This is a genomic window from Pseudomonas sp. B14(2022), from assembly GCF_012030485.1.
GTDB lineage: Bacteria > Pseudomonadota > Gammaproteobacteria > Pseudomonadales > Pseudomonadaceae > Aquipseudomonas.
In genome coordinates this window covers 182689-205248 of the sequence record NZ_JAAUVM010000008.1, presented here as the reverse complement: position 1 = coordinate 205248, position 22560 = coordinate 182689, and the positions used below count along the sequence as shown (strand labels likewise).

Genomic DNA, 22560 nt, shown 5'->3' with positions numbered 1-22560 from the left:
TGACCCACCGCGATCAGGAGCAAGTCGAATCGTCGCACCGCCCCTCCCACATTGGTTTCACCCAGGCATCAAGCCGGTTGCAGCACCGACTGACCACTCAACGCCAGGTCCAGCAACTCACGGTTGGCCACCGCGTACATGGCGTAGTCCGTGCCGACCGCAGCACGAATTTCCACCATCATTGCGACCCAACGATCAGCCATGTCCTTGTGCTGCTCAAGCCACAGGGCCACGCGGGCTTCCATGTCTTGTGGCGCGTCGGCCATTTGCAGGACGGAAATGGTGATCGCCCGTTGCTGCCAGTCCACATCGTCGCGGAACGCTTCACGAGCCTGGGCCTGCCAGTTGTTAGCCACGGGCAGATCGCTGATCTGCTGCAGGTACCACGGCAGGTCCAGGGCGCTGCCGACGGCGAAGTAGGCCCTGGCCACTTCGGCGGCGTCGTGCCCGGTGACGTCGGCGGCTTCGATGATCGGCAGCAAGGTGTACAGGTGAGTAGTGCCTGCAACCATGCGCGCCAACAACTCCGGTACACCGGCTTCGGTGTAGGCCTGGTAGCGGGTCTGCCAGCCTTCGCGGGTCGGACCTTCCAGCAGTTCGTCGAGCTTGAGGCCCAACGCAGCCAGGTGCGGACCGAAGTGCGCGGTGTCACGGCCGGCGTCCTGCTCGTTGCGACGGCTGCGCAGGAACCAGCGCGTGGCGCGACGGCCCAGGCGCATCAGCTCATCCATCAACTGCAATTGCACGTCAGCGGAGACCTGGTGGTCCAGGGCTTCGATCTGACGGAACCAGTGCGGGAGGTGGAAGATGTCGCGCACGATCACATAAGCACCGGCCACGTTCGCCGGGCTCATGCCGGTCGACTCCTTGAGTCGCTGAACGAAGGTGATGCCCATGTGGTTGACCAGGTCGTTGGCGATCTGGGTGCTGACGATCTCGCGCTTCAGGCGATGGCGGCGCATGGCCTCGCCGAACTTGGCCACCAGGCTCGGTGGGAACGCAGTCTCCATGTCACGGGTGAGGTATTCGTCATCCGGTACCAGCGACTTGAGCAGCGCTTCCTTGAGGTCGATCTTGCTGTAGGAAATCAGCACCGACAGCTCCGGACGGGTCAGGCCCTTGCCGGTCGCGGCGCGCTCGGTGAGCTGCTCCTCGGTCGGCAGGTACTCGATGGCGCGGTCCAGCTTGCCACGGCCTTCCAGGTCGCTCATCAGGCGCTTGTACTCGGCAGCACGCTCGTAGGCACGTCGTGCAGCCAGGGACAGGGCCTGGGTCTGCTTGTAGTTGTTGCCCAACACCAGGCTGCCGACTTCGTCGGTCATGCTCGCCAGCAACTGGTTGCGTTGCTTGTCGGTCATGTCACCGGCCTGCACCACTTCGTTGAGCAGGATCTTGATGTTCACTTCGTGGTCGGAGCAGTCCACACCACCGGCGTTGTCGATGAAGTCGGTGTTGGAGCCGCCGCCATTGAGGCCGAACTCCACACGACCCAGCTGGGTCATGCCGAGGTTACCGCCCTCGCCCACTACCTTGCAGCGCAACTCGTTGCCGTTGACGCGCAGCGCGTCGTTGGCCTTGTCGCCTACATCGGCATGGCTTTCGGTGCTGGCCTTGACGTAGGTACCGATACCGCCGTTCCACAACAGGTCCACCGGCGCCTTGAGCAAGGCGTTCAGCAGTTCGGTCGGGGTCAGCTTGTCGGCCGAAATGTCGAAGCGTTCCTTCATCTGTGGCGAGATGGCAATGCTCTTCGCGCTGCGCGAGAAGATACCGCCGCCTTCGGACATGATGCTGGTGTCGTAGTCGGTCCAGGCCGAACGCGGCAGCTCGAACATGCGCTGGCGCTCGACGAAGCTGGTGGCCGGGTTCGGGTTCGGGTCGATGAAGATATGCAGGTGGTTGAAGGCCGCGACCAGTTGCAGCTTGTCGGACATCAACAAGCCGTTACCGAACACGTCACCGGCCATATCGCCGACGCCCACCACGGTGATGCTGTCTTCCTGCACGTTGATGCCGCGCTCACGGAAGTGACGCTGCACACCGACCCACGCGCCCTTGGCGGTGATGCCCATTTTCTTGTGGTCGTAACCGGCGGAACCACCGGAGGCGAACGCATCGCCCAGCCAGAAGCCGTAGTCGATGGCGATGCCGTTGGCGATGTCGGAGAAGGTCGCAGTGCCCTTGTCCGCTGCCACCACCAGGTACGGGTCATCGTCGTCATGGCGCACGACGTTGGCCGGCGGCACCAGAGCGCCGTCCTTGAGGTTGTCGGTGATGTCCAACAGGCCGGAAATGAAGATGCGGTAGCAGGCGATGCCCTCGGCCGCGATCTCGTCACGGCTGCCGCCCAATGGCAGGCGACGCGGCAGGAAGCCGCCCTTGGCGCCCACCGGTACGATCACCGAGTTCTTCACTTGCTGGGCTTTTACCAGGCCGAGCACTTCGGTACGGAAGTCTTCTTCACGGTCGGACCAGCGCAGGCCGCCACGGGCAACGTTGCCAAAGCGCAGGTGCACGCCTTCGACACGCGGCGAGTAGACAAAGATTTCAAACTTCGGCACCGGCTTGGGCAGCTCGGGGATGGCGCGCGGGTCGAACTTGAAGCTGAAGTACGACTTGTTCTGGCCGTTGGCGTCGGTCTGGTAGAAGTTGGTGCGCAGGGTGGCCTTGATCAGGTCCAGGTAGCGACGCAGGATGCGGTCTTCGTTGAGCACCTGGACGTCGTCCAGGGCCGTGAGGATCGCTTGTTCCAGGCGCTGCTGCTTGTCTTCCAGGTCATCGGCGGTGAGCTTGCGCGCCAGGTAGAAGCGGGTCTTGAACAACCGGGTCAACTCGCGGGCGATGTCGGTGTGGTTGTTCAGGGTGCTGGCGATGTAGCCGAGGTCGAAGCCCAGGCGGATCTGCTTCAGGTAACGGGCGTAGGCACGCAGCAGCGCGACGTCGCGCCATGGCAGGCCAGCGGTGAGCACCAGGCGGTTGAACGCATCGTTTTCGGCGTCGCCATGCACGATGTGCACGAACGCGTCCTGCAGGGTGTCGTTGAGCTGCTGGATATCCAGGTTCACGCCTTCGGCGGCGATGAACGCGAAATCATGGATCCAGAACTCGCGGCCGTTGGCATGGCGCAGGCGGTACGGGAATTCACCCAGCACGCGCAGGCCAAGGTTTTCCAGGATCGGCAACACGTCGGACAGCGCCAGCGGGGTATCCGCGTGGTAAAGCTTGCAATGCAGCTCACGCTGGCCGGACACCTGGCCCAGCGGCTGATAGAAGCTCATCACCAGCGGATTGGCTTCGGTGAGGCTGAGCAGGTGCTGCATGTCGACCACAGCCGAATGCGCAGCGAAGCGCTCGCGGTAACCGGCCGGGAAGCCTTTCGGGAAATCCGCCAGCACGTTGGTGCCGTGGGCTTCGCCGAAGCTTTCCACTACCAGGCTGGAGTAGTCGTCCTGCCAACTGCGGCAGGCCTGCACCACTTCTTTTTCCAGTTGCAGCGTGTCGATGTCCAGGCGGTTCTTCGGGTCGACCCGCAGAATCAGCTGCACGCGCGCCAGCACGGATTCGGAGAAGAAGGTCCAGAATTCGCAGTCCGAGGCTTTCAGGCGATCCATCAGCACTTGCTGGATCTTCTGGCGCACTTCGGTGGAATAGATGTCGCGCGGCACGTAGGCCAGGCAGTAGCAGAAACGACCGTACGGGTCTTTGCGCAGGAACACGCGGATCTTGTTGCGTTCCTGGATCTGCACGATCGACATCACGGTGCTGAACAGCTCGTCGACCGGGGTCTGGAACAGGTCGTCACGGGGCAGCACTTCAACGACCTGGGCAAGCTCCTTGCCCAGGTGCGCCTTGGCCTGGAAGCCCGAACGGCGTTCGATCTCCGCGACCTTGCGGCGGATATAAGGGATGACGCGCACGCTTTCGCCATACACCGAAGAGGTGTAGAGGCCCATGAAGCGGCATTCCTTGATCACCTTGCCGTCGGCATCGATCTGGCGGATCGACACATAGTCCGGGTAAGCCGGGCGGTGGACGCGGCTTGGGTGCGCGGCCTTGGCGAACGACAGCACGGTCGGCTCGCGCAGGTACGACACGGCGTAGTCTTCGATGCGCAGGTCGTCGGCGGTCAGGCCGGCGCGCAGCAGTTTGGTCAGACCGAGGAACGAGCTGGCGTCATATTCGATATGACCGCCTTCCGCCTCGTCACGTACCACAAACTCTTCATAGCCGAGGAAGGTGAAGTGGTTGCCCACCAGCCATTCCAGGAAGTTCTTGATCTCGGCTTTCTCTTCGCCGTCGATGCCGAACGGGCTGGCGTCGATACCGTCGAGCAGCTCCTGGACCTTGGCCTTCATCGGTTCGAAATCGGCCACGGCCACGCGCACTTCGCCCAGTACCTGCTCAAGCTCTTTGCTCAGCACGTTGAGTTCGGCAGCGTTGGCACAGCGGTCGATTTCCAGGTACATCAGCGATTCTTGCTGGATGCCTTCGCCCTGGGTGCCCTTGGGCAGGATTTCCAGCAACTCGCCCTTGCTGCCACGGCGCGCGCTGAGCACGGTGGTCTGCAGGGTGTGGATGCTGTAGCCACGGCGGTTCAGCTCGGTGCGTACCGAGTCCACCAGGAATGGCAGGTCATGGTGCAGCACTTCGACCGCGGTGTGGGTCGATTGCCAGCCATGACGTTCGTAATCGGGGTTGTAGACCCGCACTTGCGGTTGGGTGTGATCAAAGCGCTCAAGCAGGCGCCAGGCAGACAGGGTGCAACCGGCCAGGTCGGAAAGGCGACGCTGGGTCAGTTCATCCAGGGAAATGATGCCGAAGAATTGTTCAGCGAACAGCGCCACTTGTGGCAGTGCCTGTTCACTGATGTGCTGCGCCAGTGCCGCTTGCAGTTGATGCTGGAAGTCGGCCTTGCTGGCTGCGGTGAAGAACGCCATCTGTGGTACTCCGCTTGGGCTTGTTATTGATGGAAGCGTCGCGTGTTATCCCCTGGTGGGGAGACCGTCAGCTCTGTTCGCAGGTAACGAGTTAAGCACCATAAACGAATCAGGGTGACAGGTGGGTGAAGCTGGACAAGACAGTCAGGTCACATACAACGTCCATAAGATGCGCACCTTGCCGGGTGACGGTACGACGGGCAGGTCAGGCGCCTGGCACATGCACATCCGTTGCGCAGCTTAACGAGTGTGGGAAGCCAGCTGCTTGCGATGCTGCGACATATTCGGTCATCGGTACGCAGGGTTGGGGTTGCGTCTTGGGCAACCCGGAATTCCCGGTAGAAAAACCGGCTATTTCCCCCGCCACGAGTACCGAAAATGACTGGTATTGCCCGTCAGGTCATGCGCTGGGTCTGACACAGGAAGCAGCACAAAATTCGCCGCAATGGCACAATTGCCTACGCAACGCCCTACCCCAGACAGGATTCCCCATGCTGCAACTGAAAACCGACGCCCTGATGGCCACCCCGTGCGACGACGAAGAAGACAACATGGCCATGCTCTGCTGCCACGGCAAGAACGGCGAGATGTTCATGCTGACCCGCTACCCCGACGAAGACGAAGTGGAGCTGACCTGGGACTACGAGCCTTCGACCCTGGACGGCTTGAAAGTCACCCTGGGGGACACAACCCTGCGGGTCGAACTGGCCGCAGGCGATGCCGATGCCCTGGGTGGCAAGGACCAACTGGAGATAACCCACGCCACCGCCACGGCGGATATGGCAGAAGTGGAACAAACCCTGCAGAACATTCTCAAGGGCACCGGCACCTACATCCGCACCTGAATCGCAGTTGCGCAGCCAGCAACGACGGTGCTTGACCGTTGGTCGCCACTGTTATTTCTAACGGTACCCGGCCCCGTGTTTTAAGCCTTAGCTGATCAAAGCAACGGTAACTGCACGGGTGCCTTGATGAAACCCATCAGCGAGTTTCCGGCTATTGGGCTTTTGGCCACTGCTTCATCAGCGCTGGCGGCATCCGCAGCCAACACTGATTATTCGCACTTGATCCTGCTGATCAAAGACGACGGATCCAGGTCGCGAAATCTTCAGGACCGTGTCGATCCCTCCAGCACCTTCCAGCACCACGTGTCCAACATCAAGCCGCTGATAACGCCGACCAAGACCCGCACGCAGGGGGATGTAGAAGCCCTGCGCCGGCATCGACAGGACCGCTACTACACATGATCATCAAAGCCCCTGACGCGCCTCCGGTCGGCGACTGCACCGCCCCGTGGATTGCGAGCAAGGTGTATGCCGTGGTCGGCGTCGCCGTGAGTGACGGACGCGGCGGGGTGCCCTGCCCTTGAAGCAAAGGCGGTGAGCGGGCATGCCTGCTCACCGCCATTTGTGCCTCTCACACAATTTTCCTACAAGTTTTGCTAAAAATACCCCGCGCGCCGTTAGTCGCCACCCCCTGCCATGCATTAAAGTAGGCGCCCCAGGCTGTCGTTTGTTACATGACGCACAGGCTCATCTCTCCAGGAACCGTCATCGATGGAACATCGTGAAGCGCTGCTCGCGCTGCGAACCTTTCTTTCTACGCAGATTCTCGGCCAGGAAAAACTCATCGATCGCCTGCTGATCGCCCTGCTTGCCGACGGCCATATGCTGGTGGAAGGCGCGCCGGGCCTGGCCAAGACCAAGGCGATCAAAGAGCTGGCCGAAGGCATCGAAGCGCAGTTCCATCGTATCCAGTTCACCCCCGACCTGTTGCCCGCGGACATCACCGGCACCGAGATCTATCGCCCGGAAACCGGCAGTTTCGTATTCCAGCAAGGGCCGATCTTCCACAACCTGGTGCTGGCGGACGAAATCAACCGCGCCCCGGCCAAGGTGCAATCAGCCCTGCTGGAGGCCATGGCCGAACGCCAGGTCAGCGTCGGGCGCAGTACCTACGACCTGTCTCCGCTGTTTCTGGTGATGGCCACTCAAAACCCCATCGAGCAGGAAGGCACCTACCCACTGCCCGAAGCCCAGCTCGACCGTTTCCTGATGCACGTCAAGATCGGCTTCCCCGACGCGGCCGTCGAACGGCGCATCCTGCAACAGGCGCGTGGTGAAGCCCTCAACGGTGAAACCAAGCCCGAGCGCCGGGTCAGCCAGCAGGCGATCTTTGCCGCGCGCAAGGAAATCCTCGGCCTGTACATGGCCGATGCGGTGGAGGAATACCTGGTGCAACTGGTCATGGCCACGCGCACCCCGGCCAAGTTCGACCCGGAAATGGCCGAGTGGATCGCCTACGGCGCCAGCCCGCGTGGCTCCATCGCCCTGGACCGCTGCGCACGCGCCCATGCCTGGCTGGCCGGCCGCGACTTTGTCAGCCCGGAGGATATCCAGGCGGTGCTGTTCGACGTGCTGCGCCATCGCATCATCCTGTCGTTCGAAGCCGAAGCGGCCGGGATTGACCAGGACCGTGTGGTGCAACGCATTCTCGACGTCGTTGCCGTCGCTTGAAGTCGATGAACGCCAGCGATGGGGTGCGCGTCACGCTCAGCGAACTGATCGAGATGCGCCACCGCGTGCGCGAAGTGCAGCTGTTTTCCACGCCAAGCCAGCGCAGCCCGCTGATCGGCCTGCACCACTCCAAGCTGCGCGGGCGCGGTGTCGACTTCGACCAGGTGCGCGTGTACCAGGCCGGCGACGATGTGCGCACCATCGACTGGCGCGTGACGGCGCGCACCCAGGAGCCGCACACCAAGCTGTTCCACGAAGAGCGCGAACGGCCGATCTTCATCATGGTGGAGCAAAGCTGCCGGCTGTTTTTCGGCTCGGGGCAGATGTTCAAGTCAGTACTCGCCGCTCAAGCCGCCAGCCTGATCGGCTGGGCGGCCCTGGGCCACAACGACCGCGTCGGCGGGCTGGTGTTCGGCGACAACGAGCACTACGAAATCAAGCCGCGACGCAGCAAGCAGAGCCTGCTGCAATTGCTCAACCGCTTGGTGCGCGTCAACCAGAGCCTGGACACCGAAAGCCGCCCGGAGGCCGACGCCCTGGGCATGGCCCTGCGCCGTGGCCGCGAAGTGCTGCGCCCCGGCAGCCTGGTGATTGTGATCTGCGACGAGCGCGCCCTCACCGAAGGTGCCGAGCAACAATTGAGCCTGCTGTCACGCCATTGCGACTTGCTGCTGTTGCCGATCTCCGACCCGCTGGACCACGCCCTGCCCGCCGCCGGGCTGCTGCGCTTTGCCGAACGGGGCGCGCAGCTGGAACTGGACACCCTGAACTTCGACTTGCGCCAGGCCTACAAGGCCCAGGCCGAAGCGCGCATCGCCCGCTGGGAACTGCTCGCGCAGAAACTGCGAATCCTGCTGATGCCCCTGAGCACCCAGAGCGAAATGGTCGAACAACTGCGCGAATACCTCAACCCGCAACGCCCGGTTAAAAAGCAATGAGCAGCCTCGACCAACTGCAACCGCTGATCGCCCCGCCGCCCATTGGCTTCTGGCCCCCTGCGCCGGGCTGGTGGTTGCTGTTGCTGATGATCCCGCTGCTGGGCTGGGGCCTATGGTCGCTGCGCCGTTTGCTGCCGACTCGACGCCCCATGACCCGCGCCGAACAACCGCTGGACCCTTTGCGCATCGCCGCGCTGGCCGAGCTGGCATTGATGCCCAAGCCTTACGACGGCGCCCCCGCCGGGGCCTGGCTGCAACAGCTCAACGGCTTGCTCAAGCGCCTGTGCCGCAACGACTACCCCTATAGCCAAAGCCATACCCTCAACGGCCGCAAATGGCTGGCATTCCTCGACAACCGCTGCCCGGCCGCCGGCCTCACGCGCTGGATGGTATTGGTCGAAGGCGCCTATAAACCCGAATGCAAGCTCGACGACAAAGCTATCGCCGGCCTGACCCAAGCCGTCGATACCTGGATTCGCAAACATGTTTGAGTTCGCCTGGCCGTGGATCTTCGCCCTGTTGCCGCTCCCCTGGTTGATGCGTTTTATCCTCCCGGCGGCCGACAGCGGCGAGCCGGCGCTGAAAGTCAGCTACCTCGGCGACCTCGAAAGCCTTGCGGGCCGCCGTGCGCGGGTCAACTTGCCGGGCTGGCGCCAACAGGCGCCCTTCGTGGTGCTGTGGCTGCTGCTGCTGACCGCCGCTGCGCGCCCGGAATGGCTCGGCGAACCGCTGCCGATTGCCGCCAGCGGCCGCGACTTGCTGGTGGCGGTGGACGTGTCCGGCTCCATGGACTTTCCCGATATGCACTGGCAGGGCGAAGACGTGAGTCGCCTGAACCTGGTCAAGCATCTGCTCGGCGACTTCCTTGAAGGCCGCGAAGGCGACCGCGTGGGCCTGATCCTGTTCGGCAGCCAGGCCTACCTGCAAGCGCCACTGACCTTCGACCGGCGCACCGTGCGCACTTGGCTGGATGAAGCGCGCATCGGCATCGCCGGCAAGAACACCGCCATTGGCGATGCCATAGGCCTGGCGCTGAAACGCCTGCGCCAGCGGCCTGCGCAAAGCCGTGTACTGGTGCTGGTCACCGATGGCGCCAACAACGCCGGGCAGATCGACCCGCTGACCGCCGCGCGTCTGGCGGCCGAAGAAGGGGTGAAGATCTACCCCATCGGCATCGGCGCCGACCCTGAACAAACCGGTTCCCTGGGTATCCTGGGCGTCAACCCGAGCCTGGATCTCGACGAGCCGGCACTCAAGGCCATCGCTGAAGCCACCGCAGGCCAATACTTCCGTGCCCGCGATGGCCAAGAGCTGGAAGCGATCAAGCAAACATTGGACAAGCTTGAGCCCGTCGAACAGCAACCCACCCAGGCACGCCCGGCGCAGGCGCTGTACAGCGGACCGTTGGCCCTGGCGCTGATCCTGAGCATGTTGCTGGTGATCCAGGAACGCTGGCCGAACAACGCACTGCAACGCGCGTACAACAAACTGTCGAGCAAGGGGATCTTCCTGCAACAGCATCCGGAATGGCGCCAGCGTCTTAAACGCCTGCGTTTGCGGAGGCGTCGATGATCGCCCTGTGGCCGCACTGGTTCCGCCCCTGGTGGCTGTTGCTGCTGCCGCTGCTCGGCTGGTTGCTGTGGCAACTGTGGCACCGGCAGAAGCGCGCCGGACGCTGGCAGATGATCCTGCCGCCGGCCTTTCACGCCGTGCTGCTCAGCGGCGGCAACGGGCGCGAAAGCAAGTCGCCGTGGGTGTTGCTGGGCCTCGCTTGGCTGCTGGCCGTGCTGGCGTTGCTGGGTCCCAGTTGGCAACGGGTTGAACAAACCAGCCAGAAACCCTCCGACCCATTGGTGGTGCTGCTCGAGCTGACCCCGGAAATGCTCGCCACCGACAGCCCGCCCAACCGCCTCGAACAGGCACGGCGCAAGCTCTTCGACTTGTTGCAGGCGCGCAGCGACGCGCAAACCGCCGTCGTCGTGTATGCCGGTAGCGCCCACACCCTCGTGCCGCTGTCGGACGACCTGGCCACCAGCCGCAACCTGCTCGACGCCCTGCGCCCCTCGATCATGCCGGAGTCCGGCCACCGCGCCGACCTCGCCGTGGAGAAAGCCCTGGAGCTGCTCAAGCAGGGCGGTCTGGGTCAGGGTCGCCTGCTGCTGGTCGGCTCCTCGTTGTCAAAACAGGAACGCCAGGGCATTCGCCTGCTGCTGCAAGGCAACCAGGCGCCGAGCCTGTCGATCCTGGGCGTCGGCAGCCGTGAAGGCACACCGGTGACCCAGGAAAGCGGTGAATTCCTCAAGGACGAGCAAGGCGCGATCCTGGTACCCCGCCTCGACAGCCCGACACTCAAGGCCTTCGCCAGCGAAATGGGCGGCCGTTACCGCGCCGCGCGCCTGGACGATCAAGACCTGCGCCAGCTCGGCGTGCTGGACCCGCCCCAAGCCCTGCGCAACGATGGCCAGTTGCAGCACCTCGACACCTGGGCCGACCAGGGTTACTGGCTGCTGCTGCCGCTGTTGCTGCTGGCCGCCTGCGCCGGGCGGCGCGGCTGGTTGTTCTTTTTACCACTGCTGCTCCTGGGCGCGCCGCAACCCAGCTATGCCTTTGAATTCCAGGATTTGTGGCTGCGTGCGGACCAGCAGGGCCAATACCTGCTCAAGAAGAAACGCCCCGCCGAGGCCGCAGAGCACTTCCAGGACCCGCAGTGGCAAGGCGTCGCCCTGTATGAGGCCGGCAACTATGCCGAGGCCATCAAGCGGTTCGCCGAGGGTAATGACGCCTACTCCCACTACAATCGTGGCAACGCCCTGGCCAGGTCAGGTGAACTCGAAGCAGCCATCGACGCCTACGAACAAGCCCTGGAAGCCCAGCCCGACCTGCAACCGGCGCTGAAAAACAAGGCCCTGGTAGAAGCGCTGATCCAGGAACAGGCAGAACCCGAGCCTGAGAAGCCTGCAAAAAACGAGGATGACGAAACCACCCAACCCGGCCAAACTGCGCAACCGGGCGCCACTGGGCAAAATGCCACAGGTGGCGAGCAGTCGTCCCAGGGCCAGGGCCAGGGCGAAGCCGGCAGCGGCGATACCCAGGCCGGCACCCCGCCGCACGCCGGCGGCAACGACGTGCCGAGCAGCGAGTTGGGCGATGAGCAAACCACCACCCCGCCGCTGCGTCCCACCGACGCCAACCTCGACGGTGAACACCGCCAGGCCCTGGAGCAATGGCTGCAGGAGATCCCGGACAACCCCGGCGAACTGCTGCGACGCAAATTCTGGTACGAACAGCAACAGCATCAGGACAAGACTCGATGAGCCGCCGCACCACCCTTCTGCTTCTGCTCGCGTTGTCGGCAGGCCACGCCCAGGCGGCCAGCCTGGTCGCCAGCGTCGACCGCAACCGCCTCAATTCCGGGGAAACGGTGGAACTGACGGTGGAATCCACCGATGTCACCCAGTTCGGCAAGCCCGACCTGTCGCCCCTGGATGCGCAGTTCGAAGTCAGCGGCACACGCCAGCTCAACCAACTTACGACGCTGGGTGGCGATAACCATGCGACCACACGCTGGATCATTACCCTGCTGCCCAAGGAAAACGGCACGGTGGTGATTCCGCCGTTGCAAGTGGGCGAATACACGACCCAGCCGATCAGCCTGCAAGTGCTGGAAACCACCAGCCAGGACACCAACGCCGAGCTGGCCCCGGTGTTTGTCGAAGCCAACATCGACCAGACCAGCGTCTATGTGCAGGCCCAGGCATTGTTGACCGTGCGCGTGTACCACTCGGTGTCGCTGTACGACGACAGCAGCTTGACGCCGTTGCAGATCCCCGATGCTCGTGTCGAGCAGTTGGGCGAGTCGCGCACCTATGAAAAGGTCATCAACAGCATCCGCCATGGCGTGATCGAAACCCGCTACGCGATCTACCCGCAACACAGCGGCCCCCTGGAGATTCCCTCACAGACGTTCAGCGCCACGCTGGTGGAGTCGCGTCCGCCCCAGGAAAATACGCTGCAAGGCACCAAGCCCGGCAAACTGATCCACGTGAGTTCGGCGGCGCTGCCACTGGTGGTCAAGCCCAAGCCGGCGCTGTACCCCGTCGATGCCCCATGGTTGCCGGCCCGCAGCCTCATCTTGAACGAGAGCTGGAACCCGGAGCCTGAGCATGTACAAGTCGGCGACTCCCTGACCCGCAGCCTGACCGTCAAGGCCGAGGGCCTGTCCAGCGCCCAACTGCCGGCCTTGCCCAGCACCGACATCAACGGCCTGCGCCGCTACCCGGACCAGCCGGTGCTCGGTAACCAGACCAGTGACCGTGGCCTGATCGGCAGTCGCGAAGACCGCGAGGCCCTGGTGCCCAACCGTGTCGGCGCCCTGGAACTGCCCGCCGTCGAGGTGGTGTGGTGGAACACCCACGAAGACCACCTGGAGCGCACCAGCCTACCGGCCCGCACCCTGCAAGTGGCCAACAACCCCAGCCTGGCGGTGGACACGCCGGCCACCCCGACCATCATCACCGCGCCGGACGACAGCCGCCTGTGGTTGTGGCAACTCAGCACACTGATCCTGGCCTGCACCACCCTGCTGGGCTTCGGCCTGTGGTGGCGTGCCCGTTGGCAACCGGCGGTACTACGCGCTGCGCAAACCGGCCCGAGCCCACGCACCTTGCTCGACGACCTCAAGCGCGCCACCCAGGCCAACGACCCCCAGGCCACGCGCCAGGCGCTGGATGCCTGGGCGCGGCAACAGCCGGAAACCCTGGCGGATATGGCGGCGCGGTTTGTGCCGTTGTCGGATGCGTTGGATGGGCTCAATGGCGCGCTGTACAGCGAGAGTGGCCAGTACTGGCTGGGCGAAGACCTGTGGCGCGCGATCAAGGCCATCCCGATGACCGAGCGTGAGCTGGACCCGGCAACCGATACCACCAGCCTGCCGCCGCTGTACCCCAAATAAGCTGGATTCAGCCCACGCCACGCAACCCCGTGGGAGCGAGCTTGCCCACGAAGGCGGTCTGTCAGTAAAAAATCTGCTGCATGTTGATGTGCGTCGCCCCGTGCCTGCGTGCGGGCATCGACAGACGTCTTCCATTAATGACTGCCCACTCGTCGCTACTGTTAACTCTGACAGGTGCTGAATCGCATCTATTTGACGCTAAATCCTGTGTACGACCTGCCGCGCGTCACTCGCCGGTACGGGTCATTTCGCTACTCACAGGACGCCTGATCATGGATCAAGAACAGCTCTCCAACCCGCGGCTGCCTGCCGTACGCTCGCCCTTACATCCTGAACCTGGGTCTGACGACTTTTTCGACCTGACCACCCCCGAATACCATGCCCCCGTGCCGTTTTCCGAGCTCCCACTCTACATCCCCGGCATGACCACGCCTGTGGTCGGCTTCGACGGTGGGATCAATTTGGCCGCCCTGGACAACCATCGCGACGAGGGTCTGCTGTGCATCCTGTTGCCCTATCTGGACATGACGCAACTGGATTTCATCGAGCTGTTCTACCGCGATGTCATCACGCCCGTAGCGACTCACACGGTGACCAAGGAACAAGCCGACAAGGGCATTCAGATCCCGTTGTACATCCCCCGTACACGGTTTACAGACGGCCCCGTGGAACCGGTTTTTTTCCGGGTTACGCGAGTGCTTGGCGGAACGGAGGAGACTCGCCGCTTCAGGCTCAAAATCGACACTGTAGCGCCTGCCGGGCCGGATCCGATACCTAGCGAACCGTGGCATTCCAACCTTGGCGCGCCCGAGCCGGATACCGACTTCGTCGATGAAACAGCAGCCGGTCTGGGGGTGAAGGTGACAATTCCCTTCTACCCCCTCGACATCAACAGGCCCGCCAACACCCACCGCACGGTGCGGGACCGCATTCGCCTGAGCATTGGCGGATTTATCCTCAACCACCGGATCACCGAAGGCGAGGCGGCCGGCCGCGAGCCGATTGTAATCTGGGTGTATGCGGGCACCTGGGCGCAGATCGGCAGCGGCTCACACGTCTGCGAGTACGAAGTCGTCGATGAGGTGGGTAACTATTCCCCAGGCTGGTCACCGGCGGTGCTGATCGAGGTCGAGCTGGATGATGGCGCCGAACCGCTGCTGCCTGAGTGCTACATCTACGAAGCACCTGCGGACGTCCTTGATGTGGACGAGCAGATGGGGGCAGACGCCACCATCGAAGTCTCCGTTCATCGCTTTGACTATGTGGTCGGCGATCTGATTCGGGTCAGGGCTATTGGCCGCAATGCGCAGGGGGCGAGCGTCACCACCTACTACGAACACCGCGTCACTGTCACCGGGCGCAATGCCCGCATCCCCTTCCCGTTCGAGGATTTTGCGCCACTGGTGGGCGGCCGTGTGCAATTGTCCTATGAGCGCATACGCGCTGGCGTTCCAAACCGGCGCTCGCACACGACTATCGTGCAGGTCACCGGCACACCGATCAACATCAGCTTGCCAGCACCTCGCGTGGATGAGGCGCCGGACGGCGTCACCCTGCCGCCGGAATCGGCATATGTCACCGTGAGAATTGACGAATACACAGGCCAGGATCCTTTCGACCTGGTCACTCTGTTCCTGGTTGGCGTGTATGCCAACGGTTCGCGGTATTACCGCGAGGTTTACAAAGCGGCCGGCGAAGGGCCTATCACCTTCCGGTTGGCGAACGGGGTCAACGGCGATATCGCCAAACTCGAAGGCGGTACCCTCAGGCTTTCTTATACCGCCACTAACGCCCAAGGAACTCGTCCCTCGCAGGATCTGCTGCTCGATGTCGGATTACCCCAGGCTTCGTTGCCTGAACCATTCGTGGAACAGGCACCGCCCCCCGAGTATGTGTTCGATCCAGACCAGTCGAGCGGTGACGCACACATCCTGGTCCGGGCACACACCGATATACAAGAAGATGACATCATCACCTTGTACTTCGAAGGTAGCGCCAGCGGCGGCAGTGCGCCCCCCATCATCTTCCAGGTATTGCCGCACTGGGTTGGCCGCGATCTGCCATTTAACGTCCAGCGCCAGTATGTTCTGGCCAATCTCAACGGATCGGCGCGCATTTACTACACCCTCACCCGTCCGGGTGCGCGCACGCGATTATCCCATGCCGTCGTGATGAAAGTCGGTGCCATGCTGACCTTGGATGTACCTGAAGTGCTGGAGGCCACGAAGACAGGCCCGACGAGTGCGCAGATGAATCCGTTGCATATCGATCAAGCGGCGGTATTCACCATCCGCGTGAGGTATGCGCCGATGCTTTATACCGATGACATCACCGTCTTCCTGTTCGGCAAGCCCGGTTTCGCGATACCGGCCATCAAACCGAAGCCCGGCGACCCGTCCTTGGGGTATGTTGATTTCTATGCCTCCGGCAGGAATATCGCGGCTCATCTGGGGCAGGTACTCAGAGTGGGCTATAGCGTCCACCGCCAGGGTGCCCTCACAAACTCCGAGATACTGGACTTGCGGGTACTGGCGTTTGATGAGCTGACGCCCAATCCACTTCCCTTTCCAAGGATCAACGACATCGCCCCCGGCGGAACGCTGAACCTCAACACCATTGCCGGCGATGCGACCGCCGCCGTGGCCAAGTGGCCCCTGAGTGCGGCGGGCGATTGGGTGTGGCTGACCTGCAGCAGCGCAGGCGTAGATGACTTGAACCTGTTGACGGCGCACCCGCTTACCTCAGCGGAGGCGGCGAATGGGTTGCACAACCTGCCAGTACCGCGCAGTTGGCTGGAGTCGATCCCCAACAACAGTCCCATCCATGTGAAGTTCCAGGCAACGTTCGATGGCACCCTGGATGCCGAGAGCATCGTCACCTTTCCGATCACGACATACACCGTTGTGCAGCGGAGCAAGCTGTCGATGGAATGGCCTTTCACTACCGGCAGCTGGCACGGCTGGAGCCCAGATGGACAATACCGAGACACAAACAACATCGCCAATGAAGGCGTAGGGCTTGGGATTGGCTCGTATACCGACGGGCCTTACAACTTTTCCGGGCCGGTCATCGCGTATACAGTCCAGGTACAAGCCAACAAGACCTATGACTTGAGCTTTTCACTGCGCGCGATACGAGCCACGGGCGCAAACGCAACCAATATCTATCTCACCGTCAGTGGCAGCGCTATCGGCTCAGCCGTGAACACACAAAGACAGACGATCTGGCGCACCGGCACTGGTGTCTATACCGCGCCGGTCACAGGCTCGGTAAAGCTTGGTCTACACAACACGATCTCCAGTGGCGACGGGAATGACTTCTACATCGGGCATGTCACGATGAAGGAACGGTAACTAACTGAAACAACTGATCGTTCCCACCTCGCCCGGGAACGATCAGCCCTCTCCTCCAGGTTTACAGGTAAACTCCCCCCTTTTCAGCTTCCCCACGGAGTTCGCCTTGCGTCTGTTCCACACCTCCGACTGGCACCTTGGCCAAAACCTCCACGGCCAGGAACGCGACTTCGAACACGCCTGCTTCCTCGAGTGGCTGCTGCGCCAGATCGCGGCCCAGCATCCCGATGTGCTGTTGATCGCCGGCGACATCTTCGACACCGTCAACCCGCCGCTCAAGGCCCAGGAGCGGCTGTATGACTTCATCATCAGCGCCCACGAACAAAACCCGAAACTGACCATTGTGATGATTGCCGGCAACCACGACTCCGGCTCGCGGATCGAACTGCCCGCGCCGTTGATGCGGCGCCTGCGCACCCATGCGCTGGGCCGCGTGCTATGGCTGGACGACGGCCAGCTGGACGCAGAACGCCTGCTGATTCCCCTGCCGGATGCCAAGGGCAAGGTCGCCGCGTGGTGCCTGGCGCTGCCGTTCCTGCGCCCGGCGGAAGTTACCGGTGCGCACCTGGGCGATGATTACCTGCACGGGATTGGCCAGGTCCATGAATGGTTGATCGCCGCGGCTAACGCCAAGCGTAAAAAAGGCCAGGCGCTGATTGCCATCAGCCATGCGCACATGGCCGGTGGCTCAGTGTCGGAAGACTCCGAGCGCAGCCTGATCATCGGCAATGCCGAGGCGCTGCCGGCCAAACTGTTCGACAAAAGTATCGGCTATGTTGCCCTCGGCCATTTGCACAAGCCGCAAAAGGTCAATGGCGAGGAGCGCATTCGCTACAGCGGTTCGCCGATTCCGCTGTCGTTTTCCGAAATTGGCTATAAGCACCAGATTCTCGACGTGACGTTCCAGGGCGAACGATTGGTCAGCGTCGAACCGCTGCTGATTCCCCGTTCGGTCAACCTGCAACGCCTGGAAGCCGCGCCCCTGGCCGACATCCTCAAGGCCCTGGCGGACTTGCCCGATATCGACCTGCTCGCCGAAACCCAGCGCCACCCCTGGCTGGAAGTGCGCGTGCGCCTCGACGAGCCGCAACCGGACCTGCGCCAACAGATCGAAACCGCCCTGCAAGGCAAGGCGGTGCGCCTGGTGCGCATCGCTGCCGAGTACGCCGGCAAACGTGGCAGCGACACCACCGATGATGAGCGCCTGATCGAACTCGACCAGCTCACGCCCCAGGAGCTGTTCAGCCGCGCCTGGCAGGACAGCTACGGCAGTGAAGTGGATGAACAGACCTTGAAGGATTTCGCCGTGCTGCTCCAGGAAGTGCAACAGGCAGGTGAACAGCCATGAAGATCCTCGCCATCCGCCTGAAAAACCTCGCGTCCCTGGCCGGGCCGTTCGAGATCGACTTTACCGCAGAGCCCCTGGCCAGCGCCGGACTGTTCGCCATTACCGGGCCGACCGGCGCCGGTAAAAGTACCCTGCTGGATGCCCTGTGCCTGGCGCTGTTTGGCGCCGTGCCACGCCTGGGCGATACCGGCCAGGCCAAGATGCCGGATGCCGACAGCGATATTTCCATCGGCGACCCACGCACCCTGATCCGTCGCGGCACCGGTGGCGGTTATGCCGAAGTTGACTTTGTCGGCGTCAGCGGCCGTCGCTACCGTGCGCGCTGGGAAGCCAATCGCGCCCGCGACAAGGCCAGCGGCAAGTTGCAGAACAGTCGGCAAAGCCTGATCGACCTGGACAGCGACCAACTGCTGGCCAGCCAGAAGACCGAATACAAGACCCAGCTGGAATTGGCCCTGGGCCTGAACTTCGAGCAGTTCACCCGCGCCGTGCTGCTGGCCCAGAGTGAGTTCAGCGCCTTCCTCAAGGCCAATGACAACGAACGCAGCGAACTGCTGGAAAAGCTCACCGACACCGCGCTGTACACCCAGCTCGGCCGCCGCGCGTTCGATAAGGCCAAGGAGGCCAAAGACGCGCACAAATACTTGCAGGACCAGGCCACCGGCGTGGTGCCCCTGGCCCCTGAAGCGCGCGCCGAACTGGACGAGCAATTCGACGCGGCCCAGCAACAGCTCAAGACCCAGCAGGCGCAGCTCAAGCAGCTGGAATTGCAGCACACCTGGCTCAAGGAATTGCGCGAATGGCAGGACCGCCAGCGCAATGCCACCGAACAGTTGCAGCGCGCGCAAGCGGAGTGGGACAGCCAGGGGGCACAGCGCCAAGACCTGAGCCGCCTGGACCAACTGGCGCCGCAACGACATCAGTTTGCGCGCCTGGCAGAACTCGACACCTTGCTCAAGCCGCTGGCTACGCAAATTCAGGCGCATATCGAGCAACAGGCCGAGTTGCAGACTCGTCAGGAACAGGCCCTGCAACAGCAGGCCTCAGCCCAAGCCGCTTTGGCCGATGCCGTGAAGCAACAGACCGACGCCGCCCCGCTGCTGCACCAGGCCTTCGCCGAACAGAACACCCTCGCCCACTTGACCAAGGACCTGGCCAAGCGCAGCGAGGATAAGCAGCAACAAGAAGCCGCCTGCGCCGAAGGCCAGACGCTGCTCCAAGGCTTACAGGCCAAGCACACCCACGTTGCCGAACGCCTGCAACGCCTGGCCGCCGAACTTGAACGCAGCAGCGCCCTCGCCCCGCTCAGCGAGGCTTGGAACGCCTACCGCGATCGCCTGCAACAACTGATGCTGATCGGTAATCGCCTGAAGAAAGGCCAGGCCGAACTGCCGCAACTGGAACAACGTGCCACGACCGCCGCGGAAAAATTCGCCCAACAACGTGACGCGCTGGACCTGCTGTACCAGGAAGCCGGTGCCGAGCCGCACGCCGTGGCCGAGCAGGTCCAACTGCTGGCCAGCCTGCTGCAAGACAATCGCAAGCAGCAACGCGCCTTCGAAGACCTGTCTCGCCTGTGGGACAGCCAACAACAGCTGGACCAGCAAGCCACAGTCCTGACGCAAAAACTCGCAGACGCCCAACAGCAGCGCGAACAACTGAACCAGACCGGCCTGCAAACCAAAGCCGAACTCACCGTTGCCGAACAGACCCTGACGGTGACCAAGCAACTGCTGGAACGCCAACGCCTGGCCCGCAGCGCCAGCGTCGAGGAACTGCGCGAGCAATTGCAGGACGGCCAGCCCTGCCCGGTGTGCGGCAGCCACGAGCATCCGTATCACCAGCCCGAAGCCCTGCTGCAAAGCCTTGGCCGCCACGACGACCAAGAAGAAGCAACGGCGCAGAATACCGTTGATACCCTCAAGGAAAAACTCACCGAGTTGCGCGGCGAAGTCGGTGGCTTGATTGCCCAACAGAAGGAGTTCCTGCAACAACAGGAGCAACTGGCCACCCAGCAGCAAGCGCTCAAACCCAGCCTGGACGCCCATCCGCTGGCGGCCTCGCTGTTCAACCAAGACCAAAGCAAACGCAGCCATTGGTTGGCCCAGCAACTCAGCCAACTGACCCAAAGCATCACCCAGGACGAACAACGCCAGGGCGCCCTGCTCAACCTGCAGCAAAACGCCGGGCGCTTGCAGCAGCAACTGCAAGCCGCCCAGGACGCGAGCCAGCAGGCGCGCCAATTGCTGGTGGACCAGCAGCGCGAGCTGTCCAACGACCGTGAACGTCTCGACGAAGAACTCACCGCCTTTGCCCACCTGCTGCCCGCCGACACACTGGAAGGCTTGCGCAGCGACCCGGCCGCGACCTTTATGCAGTTGGACCAGCAGGTCAGCCAACGCCTTGAACAGCTGGGTCACCAGAAGGATGAGCTCGCCGAGCAGCAGGAACGCCAGCAGGCCATCGAGAAAGAGCACACCCATCAGCTGCATCGCCAACAGCAACTCGACGCCCTGAACCAGCAATTTACCGAACTGGCAGCGCAGCAACAGGCCGCCCAGGAAAAACTCAGTGCCTTGCTGGGCGAGCACGCCAGCGCCGAACACTGGCAGCAGCAGTTGGAACAGGCCGTGGTGCAGTCACGCCAGAGCGAGGCCGACGCCAACCTACAGTTGCAGGACATCCGCAACCAGCTGATCCAACTGGCCGCCGACCTCAAGGCCCACCAGGAGCGCCAGCAATCCTTCGAAGCCGAACAGCACACCCTCGAGGCCCGTACCAACGAATGGCGCGCCCTGCACCCCGAACTGGATGACGAGGGCCTGGCGCGTCTGCTGGCTTTCGATGACGCGCACATCAGCGCGCTGCGCCAGCATCTGCACAGCAGCGAAAAAGCCGTCGAGCAAGCCAAGGTGTTGCTGCAAGAGCGCGAACAACGCCTCGCCGAACACCAGGCCCTGCACAACGGCAACCTGGACGCCGAACAACTCGATGGCGCCCTGGCCGCGCTCAATCAACAATTGGCCGAGGGCGAGAAACACTGCGCCGAACTGCGCGCGCGCCAGTCCGAAGACCAGCGTCGCCAGGACGCCAACAGTGCCCTGGCCGAGCAAATCACCAAGGCCTATGAAGAGTGGCAACGCTGGGCGCGCCTGAACGCGCTGATCGGCTCAGCCAGCGGCGACACCTTCCGCAAGATCGCCCAGGCCTACAACCTCGACCTGCTGGTGCACCACGCCAACGTGCAGCTGCGCCAACTGGTGCGCCGCTACCGCCTCAAGCGCGGCGGCAGCATGTTGGGCCTGCTGGTGATGGACACGGAAATGGGCGATGAACTGCGCTCGGTGCACTCGTTGTCCGGCGGCGAGACGTTCCTGGTGTCCCTGGCGCTGGCGTTGGGTCTGGCGTCGATGGCCTCAAGCACGTTGAAGATCGAGTCGCTGTTTATCGACGAAGGCTTCGGCAGCCTCGACCCCGAGTCCCTGCAATTGGCGATGGACGCCCTCGACGGGTTGCAGGCCCAGGGGCGCAAAGTGGCAGTGATCTCCCACGTGCAGGAAATGCACGAACGCATCCCGGTACAGATCCAGGTCAAGCGCCAGGGCAATGGCTTGAGCACCCTGGAGGTCAAGTGAGCGAGGCGCTGCTGTATTCGTTCCGGCGCTGCCCCTATGCCATGCGCGCACGCCTGGCGCTGCGCTACTCGGGGGTGGCGGTGCGGATTGTCGAGGTGAGCCTCAAGGCCAAACCGGCCGAGATGCTGGCGCTGTCGCCCAAAGGCACGGTGCCGGTGCTGGTGGTGGATGGCGAAGTGATCGACGAGAGCCTGGCGATCATGCGGTGGGCCTTGGCCCGGCACGACCCGGATAACTGGTTGTTGCAGGGAGATCCGGCGGTACTTGAGCTGATCGCCGAGAACGATTCGACGTTCAAACATCACTTGAATCGATACAAGTACGCCGAACGCTACCCCGAGCAGCCGATGGAACACTATCGAGCCGAAGGCGAGGTGTTCTTGCAGAAGCTTGAGGGGTTGCTGGCCCAACACGCCTATCTGCTGGCCGACCACCCTAGCCTGGCGGACATGGCGCTTGCGCCGTTTATACGGCAGTTTGCCCACGTGGACCGCGAATGGTTTGCCGGTACGCCGTACAAAGCGTTGCAACGCTGGTTGGAAGACTTCCTGCAATCCCCCCTGTTTATCGGCGTGATGGCGAAGGCTTAGCCTTCGATCAGGCTCAACAACCGCTCGCGGGCGATCTCCGGTTCGCCGTCCGACAACTGCACGGATGACAGGATCGGGGTGGAATAAAGGGCGAGGATAAGTGCGGCGAGTCGAAGTGCCATGCTGTCGATTCCATGAAAGAGGGCGTCAATATTTAAGCGTCAATTTTAACACATGGCAATACGCCACCACCTCATTTTTTTCTTTGACAGATACACAAACGCCAAACCACTCGAACGCGCGCTTACGTTCCAGTGGTTTGGCGTCTGCTTGTGTGCAGGGTCAATCAGCG

At 62.8% G+C, this 22560-nt stretch carries 14 protein-coding genes; 12 read left to right on the top strand and 2 right to left on the bottom strand.

The window, feature by feature from the left end:
- Positions 1-68: 68 nt before the first annotated feature.
- A complete protein-coding gene (locus HCF10_RS14690; protein ID WP_131700585.1) occupies positions 69-4937 on the bottom strand; it encodes an NAD-glutamate dehydrogenase in 4869 nt (1622 codons plus the stop codon).
- 491 nt (positions 4938-5428) lie between these two features.
- On the opposite strand from HCF10_RS14690, the gene HCF10_RS14685 reads away from it, so the two are divergent.
- From HCF10_RS14685 to HCF10_RS14630, 12 genes are all read left to right on the top strand, one after another.
- On the top strand, positions 5429-5782 hold the full coding sequence (locus HCF10_RS14685) for a hypothetical protein (protein WP_131700584.1): 354 nt from the start codon (positions 5429-5431) through the stop codon (positions 5780-5782).
- A 126-nt stretch (positions 5783-5908) separates the two neighbouring features.
- Complete coding sequence (locus HCF10_RS14680) at positions 5909-6184, top strand: hypothetical protein (RefSeq protein WP_167655833.1); 276 nt, start codon at positions 5909-5911, stop codon at positions 6182-6184.
- Positions 6185-6493: 309 nt separating this feature from the next.
- On the top strand, positions 6494-7453 hold the full coding sequence (locus HCF10_RS14675) for an AAA family ATPase (RefSeq protein WP_003174327.1): 960 nt from the start codon (positions 6494-6496) through the stop codon (positions 7451-7453).
- Positions 7454-7458: 5 nt separating this feature from the next.
- On the top strand, positions 7459-8391 hold the full coding sequence (locus HCF10_RS14670) for a DUF58 domain-containing protein (RefSeq protein ID WP_131700583.1): 933 nt from the start codon (positions 7459-7461) through the stop codon (positions 8389-8391).
- Positions 8388-8882, top strand: coding sequence for a DUF4381 domain-containing protein (locus HCF10_RS14665; protein WP_131700582.1), 495 nt, complete (start codon positions 8388-8390; stop codon positions 8880-8882). The genes HCF10_RS14670 and HCF10_RS14665 overlap by 4 nt, the downstream gene beginning before the upstream one ends.
- Complete coding sequence (locus tag HCF10_RS14660) at positions 8875-9963, top strand: vWA domain-containing protein (protein WP_131700581.1); 1089 nt, start codon at positions 8875-8877, stop codon at positions 9961-9963. The genes HCF10_RS14665 and HCF10_RS14660 overlap by 8 nt, the downstream gene beginning before the upstream one ends.
- Positions 9960-11705: a tetratricopeptide repeat protein gene (locus tag HCF10_RS14655; protein WP_167655832.1), complete on the top strand. Its 1746-nt coding sequence runs from the start codon at positions 9960-9962 to the stop codon at positions 11703-11705. The genes HCF10_RS14660 and HCF10_RS14655 overlap by 4 nt, the downstream gene beginning before the upstream one ends.
- Complete coding sequence (locus tag HCF10_RS14650) at positions 11702-13342, top strand: BatD family protein (protein WP_167655831.1); 1641 nt, start codon at positions 11702-11704, stop codon at positions 13340-13342. The genes HCF10_RS14655 and HCF10_RS14650 overlap by 4 nt, the downstream gene beginning before the upstream one ends.
- Before the next feature lie 272 nt (positions 13343-13614).
- Complete coding sequence (locus HCF10_RS14645; protein ID WP_131700578.1) at positions 13615-16695, top strand: hypothetical protein; 3081 nt, start codon at positions 13615-13617, stop codon at positions 16693-16695.
- Positions 16696-16801: 106 nt separating this feature from the next.
- Positions 16802-18043: an exonuclease SbcCD subunit D C-terminal domain-containing protein gene (locus tag HCF10_RS14640; RefSeq protein WP_131700577.1), complete on the top strand. Its 1242-nt coding sequence runs from the start codon at positions 16802-16804 to the stop codon at positions 18041-18043.
- On the top strand, positions 18040-21678 hold the full coding sequence (locus HCF10_RS14635) for an AAA family ATPase (RefSeq protein WP_167655830.1): 3639 nt from the start codon (positions 18040-18042) through the stop codon (positions 21676-21678). The genes HCF10_RS14640 and HCF10_RS14635 overlap by 4 nt, the downstream gene beginning before the upstream one ends.
- Positions 21675-22268 carry a glutathione S-transferase N-terminal domain-containing protein gene (locus HCF10_RS14630; RefSeq protein ID WP_167655829.1) on the top strand — a complete coding sequence of 198 codons (594 nt, stop codon included), beginning with the start codon at positions 21675-21677 and terminating at the stop codon, positions 22266-22268. Before HCF10_RS14635 ends, HCF10_RS14630 begins: the two co-directional genes overlap by 4 nt.
- Here HCF10_RS14630 and HCF10_RS31710 read toward each other — a convergent pair.
- Entirely contained in the window at positions 22265-22390 is a 126-nt protein-coding gene (locus HCF10_RS31710; RefSeq protein ID WP_259242710.1) for a hypothetical protein, read from the bottom strand. The genes HCF10_RS14630 and HCF10_RS31710 overlap by 4 nt on opposite strands.
- Positions 22391-22560 lie beyond the last annotated feature (170 nt).